This is a genomic window from Ruegeria sp. HKCCD7303 (genome assembly GCF_013111185.1).
Lineage (GTDB): Bacteria > Pseudomonadota > Alphaproteobacteria > Rhodobacterales > Rhodobacteraceae > Ruegeria.
The window spans coordinates 43,484-58,457 of the sequence record NZ_WVRE01000003.1 but is presented as its reverse complement, the minus strand read 5'-3'; the positions used below and the strand labels follow the sequence as shown (position 1 = coordinate 58,457).

The following is a 14,974-nucleotide window of genomic DNA, read 5'->3' as shown; positions in this document are numbered from 1 at the left end:
ATTCGCGGGACCGGCGTCATCTATATGCTTCGAACGCCGCTTGCAATGCGGGCGCAATTACCCGAATTTGGCGGGACTTTCCAGCAAGGCAAAACCGAAAACACGCGATGAAGTACGAATCCCCGGACCATTTTCTGAAATCGGGTCAGACTGCATTGGCCATAGGGCCCATCGCATTGATTTTTGCCGAAGACGAAGTCGAGCTGGACAGCACCGTGCGGCATCACCTGAGGTTGGGGTTCAAGTCAGTGCTTGTGTTTATGCCTCAGAACCTCGCTCTCGACCCGGAACTGGCCGATCACGTGCATCGGATCACGCTGAAATGCACGCCCCGTACCGTGGTGTTTGACACCATAAACAGGATTATACAGGCCGCGCCCGGCCTTTGGATGTATTACTGTTACAACGCCGAATACTTATTCTTTCCCTTCTGCGAAACACGTAGCGTCGGCGAAATGCTGGTCTTTCACAGCGAAGAACGGCGCCATGCCATGCTCAGCTATGTCATCGACCTTTATGCTGATGATCTGAGCGCTTTTCCCAACGGAGTCGCTCCCGATCAGGCACTGTTCGACAGCACGGGCTATTATGCCCATACCCGCCACGACCCAAGCGGCCAACCGTTGGATCGCCAGGTGGATATCTCGGGCGGTTTGCGCTGGCGCTTTGAAGAGTACATTCCATACGAGCGCCGCCGTATCGATCGGATTGCCCTGTTCAAATCGAAAAAAGGTTTGGTGCTACAGCCTGACCACACGTTCAATGAACCGGAATACAACACCTATTCCTGCCCCTGGCATCACAACATGACTGCGGCCATATGCTCTTTTCGGGCGGCAAAAGCCTTGAAGAAAAATGCAGGCTCCACATTCGATATTCCCAGTTTTCGCTGGCGAAACTCGGTGCCGTTTAAATGGCAGTCCCGCCAGCTCCTGGATTTGGGTTTGATCGAATCAGGTCAGTGGTTCTGAGGCTCTTCAGCGTTGTAGCAGCATAGGGAACCAATCCTCGCGCAGGCGCTGACCCGGTGTCATGTCGTGACCGGGAAACGGGGGCGAGGTGCGGCCCGGGCGTTCAACGTAACGCGCGTCATCCCCGACTAGGCGCAGCGAGAATGCACGGCGACGGCTGTCCGACTGGTTGCCTCGCGCGCCGTGCAACGTGCGATAGTTGAACGCCACGGCATCACCAGGCTCCATTTCGAATTCAACAACCCTCATGCCTTCGGCATCTGGGTCCGGGACGGGAATGTACTGGCCTTCATCCGGGAAGAACCCCTCCTCTGACACCCAACGGGTCGGTAGAACTTCTTTCTCCCATTGATGCGATCCGGCGACACAGCGCAGCGTTGCCTGCCGCACCGTATCCAGTGGAGACCAGAAGCTGATGGTTTGTTGGCCTTCGACGAAGTAATACGGCCCGTCCTGATGCCAGGGGGTGGCCATCGATGTGCCTGGCTCTTTGACCAGCACGTGATCGTGGAACATCTGAACGCTTTGCGATTGCATCAGATCAGCTGCGACCTCGGCGGCGGGCGACTTTTCGATGACCTCACGGAACTGGGGAATCCGGGTCCAATTGCAATAATCATCAAAGAAACGCCCTGTTTCGCCGGACTTCTTGTTTTCAGACGCATAAGGGCCGGGCTCAGCCATATTTGCCGCCACGCCGTCGCGGAGTTGATCGACATAATCAGCGAACAATCCCTTGATCAGGACAACGCCATCTTGCTGATAGGTATCGATCATCGCTTGAGAAACAAGTGGGTGAGGCATCCGGGTCTCCTTTGGCTATGTCCCGGTTTTGATCCGAACATGCATTCTGTTCAAATCATATCTTTCGAAGTTATAAATAACTTCATGTTATATATTTCACTTCGCCAATACGAATACGTCTGCGCTATCGGGCGCCATGGCAGCCTCTCGGCGGCGGCGCAGCACCTGAATGTGTCGCAACCCGCCCTGTCTACTGCGCTGACACGTGTTGAAGAACATATTGGCCATCCGCTGTTCTCCCGCCGCCGGGGTGCAGCCATGGCTCTGACCCCACAGGGGCGCAGGTTTATCGAACAGGCCGAGGCATTGTTGAATGACGCAGCCCGAATCGAAACGTCTGAAACCCCCACACCGGGGATGACTCAATTGCGGTTGGGGTGTTTCACGGATCTCGCCCCGTTTCTGCTGGCCCCAGCCCTGCATCAATTGCGCGTTGCTTTTCCAAATCTCGCGATCAGCTATGTCGCCGCGTCCTTCCAAGGGTTGTTGAATGGCATGATCGCCGGACAGATCGACATTTCGATCACATATGATCTGACCATGGATGCCGGGTTCGCCCGTGCAAAACTATTTGACAGCAGACCAAAAGCTTTGATGCCCCCGGACTATCCGTTGGCATCAACGAATGGTGTTACCCTGGCAGACGTCGCGACCCACCCCTTGATCCTGTCAACCGAAGGGCTTTCGGCGCAACATATCCTCGGCCTGTTTCGTCGCAATGGTCTGCGCCCAACAGTCGCGCACCGTGCAGCGTCACTTGAAATTCAGCGCAGCCTTGCTGCTCATGGAGAAGGAATCGGAATCAGCTATGCCAGCCCGCCTAGTCCTGTCAGCTATGACAACCGGCATCTAATCGGTATTCCAATCACCGACCCGGATGCCGCAGAGTCTGTTGTATTGGCGCGCCACGGCACAGGACCCGCCGACCCGGTTATTGATCAGGCCGAACACGTTCTAACAAATCGTTTGAAGCAGGATTGAAGCCCTATTTCTTGCGCAGTCGGATCACTACGTCGACTGACGCGATCTCGACCCCTTCGGGCGCCTCGGGCAAGCGATGAATCACCAGCTGATCCGAGGGCGCATCACTCAGACGGGCCTCGTCTTCCCAAAAAAAATGGGGGTGATCGTAGGTATTGGTGTCGAAATAGCTTTTCGATCCATCCACGGTAATTTCCTGCAGAACACCTGCATCGCAAAAGGCACGAAGGGTGTTGTAGACCGTTGCAAGGGAAACGGCATCACCGTTTGCTTTAGCGGATTCAAACAGGCTTTCTGCAGTCACATGGCGATGACGGCCATCGCCCACCAAAAGCTCAGCAAGCGCCACACGCTGACGCGTCGGCCGCAAGCCGGCATTCACCAGCCAACCCGTTGCTATTTCCTGGCTCTGAGGTGTCATCTGTCCGATACCCATAGTTGCTGCTTTTATATATAGGGGCGCATAGTTGGGAATTTCAAATGAAATTCATTCGCAAAGATGGGTATACGCACAATATGATGTGGCGCACCACTCTTGCAGGACCTTGCAAACGGGTGATAGACGAGGCCAGATATAAAGACAGACCCTCGGCAGGAAAGGCGGCAGAATGGCCCAGTTCCCTAGCAGTTTTGACAAAGATGATCTGCTGAAATGCGCCCGCGGCGAATTATTCGGCCCCGGCAACGCACAATTACCCGCCCCGCCGATGCTGATGATGGATCGGATCACCGACATCTCGGGCGATGGTGGCGCGCATGGCAAAGGCCATGTGGTGGCCGAGTTTGATATTACGCCGGATCTTTGGTTCTTTGACTGTCACTTCCCCGGCAACCCGATCATGCCGGGCTGTCTGGGTCTGGACGGCCTGTGGCAGCTCACCGGTTTCAATCTGGGGTGGCGCGGCTGGCAAGGACGTGGGTATGCGCTGGGCGTAGGCGAAGTTAAATTGACCGGAATGGTCCGCCCCGACCGCAAAATGCTGACATATTACGTCGACTTCACCAAAGCCGTTCAGACCCGCCGTCTGACCATGGGTGTGGCGGATGGCCGGGTCGAAGCCGATGGCGAAGTGATTTATCAGGTTAAAGACATGAAGGTTGCACTGTCGGAAAGCTGACCCCAGCTCTCGGACACGTCACAGAAAACGAAATACAGGAGTACGCTTATGCGTCGCGTCGTCGTCACCGGTCTGGGGGTTGTCTCCTCCATCGGGAACAATGCCGAAGAGGTTCTGGCCTCGCTTAAATCAGGCAAATCCGGGATCGAGGCCAACGAGCAGATGGTCGAACATGGTTTTCGCAGCCAGATCGCCGGGACGCTCAAAATCGACGTGGCCGAGCATGTAGACAAACGCACCCTGCGCTTTATGGGCCCCGGCGCGGCCTATGCCCATATCGCCATGAGCCAGGCGATTGCTGATTCCGGCCTGGGTGAAGATCAGGTGGTGAACCCACGCACCGGTCTGGTGGCGGGCTCTGGCGGGCCATCCACCAGCGCCATGCTGACGGCACATCAGACGGTTCTGAAAAACGGCGCGACCAAGAGGATCGGGCCGTTTGCCGTGCCGAAATGCATGTGCTCGACAATATCAGCAAACTTGGCAACGGCGTTCAAGATCAAGGGCATCAACTACTCGATCACATCCGCCTGCTCGACCTCGCTGCATTGCATCGGCAACGCTGCAGAACAAATCATGCTTGGCAAACAAGACGTGATGTTTGCAGGCGGCGGCGAGGAACTGGACTGGACGCTCTCCTGCCTGTTCGACGCCATGGGCGCAATGTCCTCGAAATACAATGACACGCCCGAGAAAGCCTCGCGCGCGTTTGACGAAAACCGCGACGGTTTCGTGATTTCCGGCGGCGGCGGCATCGTTGTTCTGGAAGAGCTGGAGCATGCACTGGCACGCGGCGCAAAGATCTATGCCGAAGTCACCGGATACGCGGCCACTTCGGATGGCCATGACATGGTGGCTCCGTCCGGCGAAGGCGGCGAACGCGCCATGCGACTGGCTCTGGGCACCCTTCCCGAGGGCCGCAAAGTGGACTACATCAACGCCCATGGCACCTCGACCCCAGTTGGTGATGTGGGTGAGGTTGAGGCCGTGCGCCGTATCTTTGGCGAAGGCAACGTGCCACCGATTTCGTCGACCAAGTCGATGACCGGGCACGCCCAAGGTGCAGCAGGCGCTCTTGAAGCGATCTTCTGCCTGCTGATGCTGGACAATGATTTCATAACGCCGTCGATCAACGTCGACACGCTTGCCGAGGGCATCCTGCCCGGTGAAATTGCGACCGAAGTGGTTGAAAACGCAGGATTGGACAGTGTCATGACCAACAGCTTCGGCTTTGGCGGCACCAACGGGTCCATGATTCTGTCAAAGTATAATGGGTGAAAGTGATGTCGGATCTTCTAAAAGGTAAACGCGGCCTGATCATGGGCGTGGCCAATGACCGCTCAATCGCGTGGGGCATTGCCAAAGCCATGCACGAGGCTGGTGCCGAACTGGCATTCACCTACCAGGGCGAAGCGTTCGGCAAGCGGCTGGAGCCCTTAGCCCAAAGCCTCGGCAGCGATTTTATGGTCGATGCGGATGTTACCGATGACGAATCGCTGGACCGCGCATTTGATGAACTGGCCCAGCGCTGGCCAACCATCGACTTTGTCGTCCACGCCATCGCCTATTCGGACAAATCCGAACTGACGGGCCGTTTCCTGAACACCACGCGGGCAAATTTCAAACACTCAATGGATGTGTCGGCCTATTCCTTCATCGAAGTGGCGCGGCGCGCCTACCCGCTGATGAAGGACAATGGCGGTTCACTTTTGACCCTGACCTATCAGGGATCAAACCGTGTTGTTCCGAATTACAACGTCATGGGTGTAGCCAAGGCGGCTCTGGAATCAGCAACCCGCTATCTGGCCAATGACCTTGGGCCAGACGGCATTCGCGTGAACGCGATTTCACCTGGGCCGATGAAAACCCTCGCCGGTGCGGCCATCGGCGGCGCGCGCAAGACCTACAAGTTCTGCGACCAAAACGCTCCGATGCGGGCAAATGCAACGCTTGAGGCTGTGGGTGGAACCGCTGTCTACCTGACTTCGGATGCAGGGTCCTGCACCTCGGGCGAGATTATCCGCGTTGATGGTGGCTTCCACGTTCTGGGCATGCCGCAGCCTGACTTTATGTGACTATATCTTTCCCTGCCGCCGCCAAGTTTTCACCATCTTTGGGCGGCAGGAAACTGATATGAGCAAGCTAGATCAAATCATTGCGAACAATGCGCGCACAACAGCCGGTCGAAGAAAGCCCGGTTTCCTCAGCCAAAGGGCCCGAGTCCTTTTGTTGACGCTGACATGTATGCTGTTGGCGTTTATCTTCTTTACTCAACCGCAAGTCCGTACGGCGATCGAAACGTTGATCGGGTAAATCCCGGGCCGGAAAACCAGCCCGAACTGAACATCAGTTGATCGAGACGACCTCAATTTCAAAAACCAGATCCTGACCCGCCAATGGATGGTTAGCGTCCAACGTCACGGTCGCCTCGTCTGCGCCCACCACTGTCACCGGCACGGCCTGGCCATCCGGAGCCTGCATTTGCAACTGCGTTCCGGGCTCAAGCGGGATGTCATCGGGAATGCCTTCGCGCGGAATTTCCTGACGCATCGCCGGATTAATGGGGCCATAGGCATCCACGCAAGCAATCTCGACCCGTTTTTTGTCCCCTAAGGACAGGCCGGGCATGGCGCTGTCCAAGCCGGGAATTATCTGGCCAGATCCGACCACAAACTCTAACGGATCGCGCCCCTCTGAGCTGTCAAAGGTTTGGCCGTCCAGCAGCGTCCCGGTGTAGTGGATGCGAACCGTGTCGCCTTGTTTGATTTCGGTCATCGTGGCCTCCGGCCGTTTTACAGGATTGAGCGGCCAACCCTAGGGCCTGATACGATCTTGTAAACCCTTGGCTCTTTCACCCCCCTCATTGTTGTGCCAACCTGCGCGCGATCAGAGGAGGATCATATGCCGATCACCACCTGTGTCTTCGACGCTTACGGAACACTTTTTGACGTTGCAGCAGCAGCCCGCCAAGCTGCGGACGAACCGGGATTTGAGGCCCTCAAAGACAAATGGCCCACGGTTGCGGGTCATTGGCGTCTCAAGCAATTGCAGTACACATGGCTGCGCGCCGTAGCCAATGCACATGCCGATTTCTGGGACGTGACACAGGACGGGTTGGATTGGGCGTTAGACGCCACTGACCTGCAAGGCGACCCAAGGCTGCGCCAACGCCTGCTTGATTTGTATTGGGAGTTACAGGCCTATCCCGAAGTGCCCGACATGTTGAAGGCCCTCAAGGAGGGCGGGATGCAAACGGCAATCCTGTCAAACGGATCGCCGCCAATGCTGAATGGCGCGGTGCAATCTGCCGGAATCGGCGATGTGCTGGACGATGTTCTGTCGGTAGAAAGCGTTGGTGTTTTCAAACCTCATGCCCGGGTCTACGATCTGGTACCGGAACGGTTCAACTGCGCGCCTGATGAGGTGTTGTTCGTCAGTTCAAACGGTTGGGACGCCGCCGGCGCCAGCGGGTACGGCTTTGTCACCGCCTGGGTCAATCGGGCTGGCGAACCGATGGACCGCCTGCCGTGGACACCTGCGCATGTGCTGTCCGATTTGACTTCGATCCCAAAACTGGCGGGGCTTTGATGTCAGACTTCACAACCACTGACGGCATGCGCATCTATTTCGAAGACACCGGCACGGGCACGGGCACGCCGCTTTTGTGTTTGGCTGGCCTGACCCGAAATAGCCGCGACTTTTCGTTTTTTGCGCCCCATGCGGCTGACTTGCGCATGATCGCAATGGATTACAGGGGGCGTGGTCGTTCGGACTATGATCCCGACTTCATGAACTACAACATCTTTCGTGAATCGCATGACGCGATCGAACTGCTGGATGTACTGGGGATCGAGAAGACTTTTGTTCTGGGCACCTCGCGGGGCGGTCTGATCGCCATGGCCCTGGCCGCAAGCCATCCCGAGCGGCTAGCCGGGGTGATCCTGAATGATGTTGGACCTGTCGTTGAAACGTCTGGTATCGCCAAGATCATGGCCTATGTGGGGGCACAGCCGACTGCGCAAACCTATGATGAGGCCGCTTTGACTCTGCAAAAGGTAATGGAACCTCAATTCCCCGGCGTTTCCCTGGAAACCTGGCGCATGCAGGCCGAAATTCAGTACGAAAAACGCGACGATGGGTTGGCGCTACGCTACGATCCCGCACTACGCAAGGCGCTGATCGAACAGGCTGCAAGCGGCGCCACACCTGATCTGTGGATGTTCTTTGAAGCCCTGCGCGAGATTCCGACAGGTGTAATACGGGGGGCAAATTCCGACGTTCTGAGTGCCGACACAGTTGCCGAAATGCACGACCGCCATCCGGGCCTAATCTCAACCGAAGTTCCTGATCGTGGGCATGTTCCGTTTCTGAACGAACCCCAATCCTTGGATCTCATACAAAAGGTATTGAAGAGCGCCGCATGAGCACAATTGAGATGATCGAGGCCGCAGCAGAACGGCTAAACGGACACATCCGAAAAACACCGATCCTGTCTTCGCCCTTTCTCGACAAGCTTGCCAGTCGTCGGGTTTTGGTCAAACCAGAATGTTTGCAACATACCGGCAGCTTCAAGTTTCGCGGGGCTTGGTCGGCCATTTCGGCACTGAAAGAGGCCGAACGCCAGCGCGGTGTGATTGCGTATTCCTCGGGCAACCACGCACAAGGCGTTGCAATGGCGGCATCAAAGCACGGCATTTCTTCGGTTATCGTTATGCCGTCGGACGCCCCACAGTTGAAGATCGAAAACACCCGCGCGCTTGGGGCCGAAGTTGTTCTTTATGACCGTGCGAATGAAAAGCGAGAAGAAATTGGCGAAGCCATCGCGGCGGAGCGCGGACTGACCCTGATCCGACCTTATGACGAACCGCTGGTTATCGCAGGCCAAGGCACCACCGGCCTTGAAATCGCCGGTCAAGCCGCGGATTTAGGTATCACTCAGGCAGACGTACTGGTCTGTTGCGGCGGGGGCGGCCTGACCTCGGGCATCGCCCTGGCCCTAGAGAAACATGCGCCGAACCTGCGCGCGCGCCCTTGTGAGCCAGAGGGGTTCGATGACGTCAAACGCTCGCTGGCCTCAGGACGGATTGAAAAAAACAACGCAGCTTCGGGTAACATCTGCGACGCCATTCTGACGCCACAACCCGGAGACATCACGTTTCCGATTCTCAACCGCCTGTGCGGTCCGGGCTTATCCGTCACCGAAGAAGAAGCTTTGCGCGCCATGGCCCTGGCCTTTCTGCGCCTCAAGATCGTTCTGGAACCCGGCGGCGCGGTGGCTCTGGCCTCGGCCCTGTTCCGAGGCGACCAGATCGAAGGCGATGACGTGATCGTTGTTGCATCTGGCGGCAATGTCGATCCGGCAGTATTTTCCAGGGCGTTGGAATTCCTGACCTGACAGGGCTGCACAAGATGTGCATGTTGCACCCCAAAAGGTCATGGCGACAAGGAAGCCAGTCATGAAGATCGCTGATCTGGGCGACGTGAAATTGAATTACCGCATCGACGGCCCAACAGACGGTGCGCCGTTAGTCTTTGCCAATTCCCTAGGAACCAACCTGCACTTGTGGGACGCTGTACTGCCACATCTGCTAGCAGAGCTGCGCATCATCCGATACGACAAACGTGGTCACGGGCGGTCCTCGGTGCCGCCTGCGCCGTATTCGATGGGCGCATTGATACGCGATGCAGAGGCATTGCTGGATCACCTGCAGGTCCGCGATTGCGTCTTCGTTGGTCTGTCCATTGGCGGGATGATTGCACAAGGGCTTGCCGTCAAACGCATGGACCAGATTCGTGGTCTGGTTCTATCAAACACTGCCGCCAAAATTGCCACCCCTTCGGTCTGGCAGGATCGGATCAAGGCCGTGCGCAAGGACGGGATCGAAGCATTGGCCGACGCAACGATGGAACGTTGGTTTTCGCGTGATTTCCGCGCCGCACAAAACCACCTGCCTTGGCGCGACATGATGGTGGGCCAACCGGCTGAAGGGTATCTGGGCTGCTGCTCGGCCATTGCAGGCACCGATTTCTATACCCCAACGAGTGGGCTGCGCCTCCCGACCTTGGGCATTGCAGGCAGCGAAGACGGATCGACGCCCCCCGATCTGGTGCGAGAGACCGTCGATCTGATCCCGGGATCCCGGTTCCGGCTGATCCGCCGGGCAGGGCATTTGCCCTGCGTTGAAAAGCCAGCGGAATATGCAGAGATCCTGACTGATTTTCTGACCGAAATCGGACATATCTGAAGGAGAACGGCAATGGCGTCTTTCCTGTTGGTCCACGGCTCTTGCCACGGTGCATGGTGCTGGCGCGACCTGATACCCGCGCTTGAAACTCTGGGGCATTCTGCCAAAGCCATCGACATGCCCAGCCATGGTGCGGACCCCACGCCCGTAGCCGAGGTCATGCTGGACAGTTGCCGCGACGCCGTGCTGCATGCCAGCACATCAGATACAATCCTCGTTGGCCATTCCTGGGGCGGCTACCCGATCAGCGCCGCCGCCGAAGCGCAACCCGATGCCATGCGCGCGCTGATCTATCTGTGCGCCTATGTGCCCAAAGACGGCCTGGCCATGGCCGACATGCGCAGGCTTGGCCCAAGGCAGACCATCGCCCATGCGGTCGAAAAATCCACCGACGGGCTGTCATACACTGTGTTTGCCGAGGCTATTCCCCAGCTATTCTACCATGATTGCTCCGACGACATCCTGCCTTACGCCTATGCGCGCCTTTGCCCTCAGGCCATTCGCCCACAAGAAACGCCCCTTCCGACCGGTGCGAATTTCGACAATGTGCCCAAGGCGTATATCCGCACCACGGACGATCACACTATACCACCCGAATACCAAGCAACGATGAGCGCCCTTATCCCCGAAGATATGCGCCGCACCATCGACAGTTCGCATTCCCCGTTCTTCTCGCACCCGCGCGAGCTTGCGCAAATCCTGTCAGAACTGGCAGACAAACTGCCCTGACCTGTCGCAACGGCAATTCGACCCGCAATCAACTCTCGCTTTTCTCGGTTATCATCTGTGCTTAGGGTGCGTTGAACAGATCACTTGCCGGGTCCTATGCGTCTGCCGTTTTTCTTCATCCTCAGCATTGTCATGATCGACGCCATGGGCATCGGTCTGGTGATACCGATCATGCCGGAACTGATCGTCGAGGTTCAGGGCGGCTCGCTCGCCAATGCAGCGATCTGGGGCGGTGTTCTGAGCACAGCCTTTGCCGCGATGCAGTTTATCTTTGGGCCCATACTTGGAAACCTGTCAGACGCGTACGGACGCAGAACCGTCCTTCTGGTGTCCCTGTTTGTTATGGCGCTGGACTATGTCGTGATGGCTGTTGCGGGCAGCATTTGGCTGTTGCTGATCGGTCGGATCGTAGGCGGTATAACCGCAGCCACGCATGCCACCGCTGCGGCGTTTATGGCGGATGTGTCCGAGCCCAAGGATAAGGCTGCAAACTTTGGCCTGCTGGGTGCCGCTTTTGGCATGGGCTTCGTCCTTGGGCCCGTCATTGGCGGATTGCTCAGTGAATACGGCACGCGCGCGCCGTTTTGGGCCGCTGCCGGTTTGGCGGCGTTGACCTTTTGCATCGGTTTCTTCGTGATGCCCGAGACCGTAACCGACAAGACCCGACGCGCCTTCAGCCTGAAACGCGCAAACCCTCTCAATTCGCTGAACGCCATCGCTTCTTTGCCCGGTATCCGGCCGCTGCTTTGGGTGTATTTCCTGTATTCAGTATCCATCTACGTCTACCCCGCTATCTGGTCCTATTTCACGACCGAGCGATTCGGATGGTCGCCACAGATGATTGGCCTGTCCCTGGGTGTCTACGGTATAGGCATGGCCATTGTGCAGGGCGGATTGATCCGGCCTGCCATCCGGTTTCTGGGCGAGAGGGGTACAATCATCTACGGGATGGGTTTTGAGATCATCAGTTTCGCCATTCTGGCCTTCCTCACCAACGGCCTCATCGCGCTGCTTCTCATTCCAATAACGGCCATCGGAGCCGTCATCACGCCCGCCCTTCAGGCCATGATGTCCAAGGCCACGCCCGATTCGCAGCAAGGCGAATTGCAGGGTGTTCTGACCGCTTTGCACGCGCTGTCGATGGTGATCTCGCCTTTGCTTATGACTTCGATTTTCGCGCAGTTCATCCGGCCCGACACGCCACTCTACCTGCCCGGCGCACCGTTTCTTTTAGCGCTGGTACTAATGCTGGCAGGTTTCTTGTTGTTTCGCCGGTCCCGCCCTGTCGTTGCGTAACAACGACATCCAAATGGCGGTTTCCGCCTTGCGAGACGTCATTTCCCGCGCCACCGTGAACCCAACGGGAGAGAGTGACAACATGCAAACAATCAAAGCCGCAGTCTGCCGAGCTTTTGGCGAACCCTTGGTGATCGAAGAAGTTCAACTTGCGCCCCCCGGCACGGGCGAAGTCGAGGTAACACTGGACGCCGTGGCCATCTGCCATTCGGACATATCCTACGCCGAAGGGGCATGGGGTGGGTTCCTGCCAGCCGTTTATGGCCACGAAGCCGCAGGCGTTATCAGCGCCGTTGGTGAAGCCGCCGGGGATTTCAAAATCGGCGACCCTGTGGTTGTAACGCTGATCCGTGCCTGTGGAACGTGCCCCAGCTGTGCGGGCGGAAAACCGACAATCTGCGAAACACCATACGATACGGTCAAAGGCCCGTTGAAGACCGGTGATGGCGGTCCACTCGAACAGGCCATGGCCTGTGGTGCCTTTGCCGAAAAGGTTGTGGTGAGCCACCGTCAGATCGTCAAAATTCCAGAAACCCTGCCCAAGGATCTGGCCAGCCTGCTCTCATGCGGGGTCATCACCGGGGTTGGAGCTGCTGTGAACGCAGCAGGTTTGCGCCCTGGTCAGGATGTCGTGGTGATCGGCGCAGGAGGCGTTGGTCTGAACGCCATTCAGGGCGCGCGGATTGCAGGTGCGCGGCGAATCGTGGCCGTGGATATGACCGAAGAAAAGCTTGAGATCGCCAAGGAATTCGGCGCAACCCACGGCGTGTTGGCCAGTTTGGACCAGCCGTGGAAGGCCGCTTACAAGGCGTTAGGCGGGCGTGGTGCGGATGCGGTTCTGATCACGGTTGGTGCGATTCCCGCCTATGATCAGGCACCGCGCTATCTTGGACGTGGTGGCAAGGCGATCATGATCGGAATGCCGCATTCGGGTGACATGGCCAGTTATGAGCCCGTCGTTCTGGCGGCTCTGGGTCAGGGCGTTGTTGGGTCGAAGATGGGCGACGTGGTGATTCAGCGCGATATTCCGTGGATGGTGGATCTGTACGAACAAGGGCGGCTGAAGCTGGACGAGTTGATCTCGGGTCGTTGGTCCCTTGATCAGATCAACGAAGCCATCGCCGACACCAAAACCGGATCAGCCAAGCGCAATGTGATCCTGTTCGACAGGACCTGACCCACCGAGAGGATTTGGGATGAAACTGCAGGATCTCGACATTATCGTCACCGCCCCACCGGCGCCGGGTTGGGGTGGGCGATATTGGGTATTGGTTAAGGTGACGACCGATACTGGCATCACCGGCTGGGGCGAATGCTATGCCTCCTCCGTCGGGCCAGAGGCGATGCGCCATGTCATTCAGGACGTGTTCGAACGGCATATGCAGGGTGAAAACCCCGAAAACATCGAGCTGATGTTCCGCCGTGCATATTCCAGCGGCTTCACCCAGCGACCAGACCTGACCGTAATGGGCGCGTTTTCAGGGTTGGAGATCGCCTGCTGGGATATTCTGGGCAAGGATCGCGACCGCCCCGTCTATGCTTTGCTGGGTGGAAAAATGAACGCCCGAATCCGTGCCTATACGTATCTTTATCCCCTGCCCCAGCATAATCTGACTGATTTCTGGACTTCTCCTGAACAGGCCGGCGAAACGGCTGCTGCAATGGTGCAGCGTGGCTATACTGCCGTCAAATTCGACCCGGCAGGCCCTTATACGATCCGGGGAGGCCACATGCCCGCCATGAGCGACATTTCCATGTCGGTCGCTTTCTGCAAGGCGATCCGCGAAGCCGTGGGCGACAAGGCCGATCTGCTATTCGGCACGCATGGTCAATTCAACACCGCCGGGGCCATTCGGTTGGGGCAAGCGTTGGAACCTTATCAACCGCTTTGGTTCGAAGAACCCACGCCGCCGGACATGATCGAAGACATGGCTCGCGTCGCCCGCAATGTCCGCATCCCCGTCGCCACCGGAGAACGCATGACGACCAAGGCCGAATTCGGTGCCGTTTTGCGCGCCGGGGCCGCGGAAATCCTGCAACCGGCGTTGGGACGCGCGGGCGGGATCTGGGAGATGAAGAAAGTTGCCGCAATGGCTGAGGTCTTCAACGCTCAGATGGCACCGCATCTCTATGCAGGGCCGGTGGAATGGGCGGCTAATATCCATCTGGCTGCGTCGATCCCTAATTTGCTGTTGCTGGAAAGCATCGAAACACCGTTCCATGACCAACTGATCAAAGGGTCTGTTCGGGTCGAGGACGGGTTCGTAACCGCGCCAACAGCGCCGGGCCTTGGGATCGACGTTGACGAAGCCCTGGCCCGCGCGCATCCCTATGAGGGCCGCGACCTGCACTTGCAAATGCAGGAGGACCCCTGCGATTACGCCAACGGCAACGCTTTTCAAGGCGGCGCACCGGCAACCGAGGGGTGACAACACCAGCGTGTTTAAGGCATATTGTTCCGATAAAAAGCGGAACAACGGTCACAACGTGGAACTCAAAGAAACCGATCCTCAGGCGCGCAGCACGGACACTCTGCCGGACATGAAAGACAATGCCGCCCGCGCGGCTGCCTACCTTAAAACACTGGCCCATGAGGGACGGCTGATGATCCTGTGCCACCTTGGGGACGGAGAGAAATCCGTGGGTCAGCTTGAGAATCTGCTTGAGCTGCGTCAAGCCGCTGTTAGCCAGATGCTGGCCCGCCTGCGTGAAGAAGGGCTTGTCTCAACCCGCAGAGAGGGCAAGACGGTCTACTATTCCTTGCGTGATGGGAACACGGAACAAGTGATCGGCCTGCTCTACAAACTGTTCTGCGCAGAAGACACCTGAT

At 57.5% G+C, this 14,974-nt stretch carries 18 protein-coding genes; 15 read left to right on the top strand and 3 right to left on the bottom strand.

Going from position 1 to position 14,974, the window contains the following annotated elements:
- Positions 1-107 precede the first annotated feature (107 nt).
- On the top strand, positions 108-971 hold the full coding sequence (locus GS630_RS09935) for a glycosyltransferase family 2 protein (RefSeq protein ID WP_171181463.1): 864 nt from the start codon (positions 108-110) through the stop codon (positions 969-971).
- Between the two features lie 6 nt (positions 972-977).
- Here GS630_RS09935 and GS630_RS09930 read toward each other — a convergent pair whose 3' ends face one another.
- On the bottom strand, positions 978-1,775 hold the full coding sequence (locus GS630_RS09930) for a phytanoyl-CoA dioxygenase family protein (protein WP_171181465.1): 798 nt from the start codon (positions 1,773-1,775) through the stop codon (positions 978-980).
- A gap of 84 nt (positions 1,776-1,859) precedes the next feature.
- On the opposite strand from GS630_RS09930, the gene GS630_RS09925 reads away from it, so the two are divergent.
- Positions 1,860-2,756: a LysR family transcriptional regulator gene (locus tag GS630_RS09925; RefSeq protein WP_171619553.1), complete on the top strand. Its 897-nt coding sequence runs from the start codon at positions 1,860-1,862 to the stop codon at positions 2,754-2,756.
- A 4-nt stretch (positions 2,757-2,760) separates the two neighbouring features.
- Here GS630_RS09925 and irrA read toward each other — a convergent pair whose 3' ends face one another.
- Positions 2,761-3,177, bottom strand: coding sequence for an iron response transcriptional regulator IrrA (irrA, locus tag GS630_RS09920; protein WP_171181570.1), 417 nt, complete (start codon positions 3,175-3,177; stop codon positions 2,761-2,763).
- 187 nt (positions 3,178-3,364) lie between these two features.
- Here irrA and fabA point away from each other — a divergent pair, with 187 nt between their 5' ends.
- The 4 genes from fabA to GS630_RS09900 are packed head-to-tail and all read left to right on the top strand — an operon-like array spanning position 3,365 to position 6,187.
- Positions 3,365-3,874 carry a bifunctional 3-hydroxydecanoyl-ACP dehydratase/trans-2-decenoyl-ACP isomerase gene (gene fabA / locus GS630_RS09915; RefSeq protein WP_093964585.1) on the top strand — a complete coding sequence of 170 codons (510 nt, stop codon included), beginning with the start codon at positions 3,365-3,367 and terminating at the stop codon, positions 3,872-3,874.
- 48 nt (positions 3,875-3,922) lie between these two features.
- A complete protein-coding gene (gene fabB / locus GS630_RS09910; protein ID WP_171181469.1) occupies positions 3,923-5,152 on the top strand; it encodes a beta-ketoacyl-ACP synthase I in 1,230 nt (409 codons plus the stop codon).
- Between the two features lie 5 nt (positions 5,153-5,157).
- On the top strand, positions 5,158-5,949 hold the full coding sequence (locus GS630_RS09905) for an enoyl-ACP reductase (RefSeq protein WP_171181471.1): 792 nt from the start codon (positions 5,158-5,160) through the stop codon (positions 5,947-5,949).
- A 58-nt stretch (positions 5,950-6,007) separates the two neighbouring features.
- Entirely contained in the window at positions 6,008-6,187 is a 180-nt protein-coding gene (locus tag GS630_RS09900; RefSeq protein ID WP_171181473.1) for a hypothetical protein, read from the top strand.
- Positions 6,188-6,220: 33 nt separating this feature from the next.
- Here GS630_RS09900 and GS630_RS09895 read toward each other — a convergent pair whose 3' ends face one another.
- A complete protein-coding gene (locus GS630_RS09895) occupies positions 6,221-6,649 on the bottom strand; it encodes a peptidylprolyl isomerase (RefSeq protein WP_171235373.1) in 429 nt (142 codons plus the stop codon).
- 126 nt (positions 6,650-6,775) lie between these two features.
- Between GS630_RS09895 and GS630_RS09890 the strand changes: the two genes are divergently transcribed.
- From GS630_RS09890 to GS630_RS09850, 9 genes are all read left to right on the top strand, one after another.
- On the top strand, positions 6,776-7,462 hold the full coding sequence (locus GS630_RS09890; RefSeq protein WP_171181477.1) for a haloacid dehalogenase type II: 687 nt from the start codon (positions 6,776-6,778) through the stop codon (positions 7,460-7,462).
- The gene (locus GS630_RS09885; protein WP_171712001.1) at positions 7,462-8,298 is read left to right on the top strand and encodes an alpha/beta fold hydrolase; all 837 of its coding nucleotides are present in this window, start codon (positions 7,462-7,464) and stop codon (positions 8,296-8,298) included. The genes GS630_RS09890 and GS630_RS09885 overlap by 1 nt, the downstream gene beginning before the upstream one ends.
- Complete coding sequence (locus GS630_RS09880; protein ID WP_171238946.1) at positions 8,295-9,269, top strand: threonine/serine dehydratase; 975 nt, start codon at positions 8,295-8,297, stop codon at positions 9,267-9,269. The genes GS630_RS09885 and GS630_RS09880 overlap by 4 nt, the downstream gene beginning before the upstream one ends.
- A 61-nt stretch (positions 9,270-9,330) precedes the next feature.
- Positions 9,331-10,119 (top strand): 3-oxoadipate enol-lactonase, encoded by a 789-nt coding sequence (gene pcaD, locus GS630_RS09875; protein WP_171619549.1) that lies wholly within the window; start codon positions 9,331-9,333, stop codon positions 10,117-10,119.
- Between the two features lie 12 nt (positions 10,120-10,131).
- Positions 10,132-10,848, top strand: a complete 717-nt coding sequence (locus GS630_RS09870) for an alpha/beta fold hydrolase (RefSeq protein ID WP_171619547.1) — start codon at positions 10,132-10,134, stop codon at positions 10,846-10,848.
- Between the two features lie 96 nt (positions 10,849-10,944).
- Positions 10,945-12,144 (top strand): TCR/Tet family MFS transporter, encoded by a 1,200-nt coding sequence (locus tag GS630_RS09865; protein WP_171619545.1) that lies wholly within the window; start codon positions 10,945-10,947, stop codon positions 12,142-12,144.
- An 82-nt stretch (positions 12,145-12,226) separates the two neighbouring features.
- Complete coding sequence (locus GS630_RS09860; protein ID WP_171619543.1) at positions 12,227-13,321, top strand: Zn-dependent alcohol dehydrogenase; 1,095 nt, start codon at positions 12,227-12,229, stop codon at positions 13,319-13,321.
- A 19-nt stretch (positions 13,322-13,340) separates the two neighbouring features.
- Positions 13,341-14,573 carry a mandelate racemase/muconate lactonizing enzyme family protein gene (locus GS630_RS09855; RefSeq protein WP_171619541.1) on the top strand — a complete coding sequence of 411 codons (1,233 nt, stop codon included), beginning with the start codon at positions 13,341-13,343 and terminating at the stop codon, positions 14,571-14,573.
- A gap of 112 nt (positions 14,574-14,685) precedes the next feature.
- On the top strand, positions 14,686-14,973 hold the full coding sequence (locus tag GS630_RS09850; protein ID WP_171181572.1) for a helix-turn-helix transcriptional regulator: 288 nt from the start codon (positions 14,686-14,688) through the stop codon (positions 14,971-14,973).
- The last annotated feature ends 1 nt before the right edge of the window (position 14,974 follow it).